Here is a 560-nt window from a genome sequence, read left to right on the forward strand (position 1 = left end):
AGGCGTAAAGTGGCGACCACAATGCATGCCGGTATGGTTACCCTATAAGCCGGCCCTGCAATATCAATCGCTGTCCATACGCCTGTAATGATCCAGCCAACAGGGCCTGTTAAAAAGCTCAGAGTTCTTGTAAGCACCTGATTGCCCGCAAGCGATAAACCACGCCCTAGAATGGTTTTTGCGACCGCATTCGCAACAATGACAGCTAATTGATAAGATTTAAAGCCTCCCATTTTAAACAGCGTTAAAGTCGCCGCACTTAAGGCTTGTCTGTTCAAATTGTCGGTGTTTTTTATGGACAATTCATCGCACATTTCTTTCACTTCTTCATCATCCATTTCTTCCAAACTTCTTTCTAAGATTTTAGAAAGCATGTTTTGTTCAATTAAAGTCGTTTCAGTTTTCTTGTTGTAATTGACCTTTAATTTATCGCACACATCGCATAAAATCTCTTTGTATAAGACCCCTTCACCTTTAATGAAACTCGCAAAACTATTGCTCCCATAGTATTGCAACTCTTCAGCGATTCTTTCTGCGTATTTAGCGTAATCATCGCCATG

1 protein-coding gene is annotated in these 560 nt (G+C 41.1%); it reads right to left on the reverse strand.

The annotated features are described in order from the left end of the window. Nucleotides 1–560, reverse strand: a 560-nt coding sequence (locus tag QT74_RS07920) for a YaaW family protein (RefSeq protein ID WP_033765933.1), incomplete at both ends; no start/stop codon positions are given.

Source organism: Helicobacter pylori SA213A, assembly GCF_000476275.1.
Lineage (GTDB): Bacteria > Campylobacterota > Campylobacteria > Campylobacterales > Helicobacteraceae > Helicobacter > Helicobacter pylori_CL.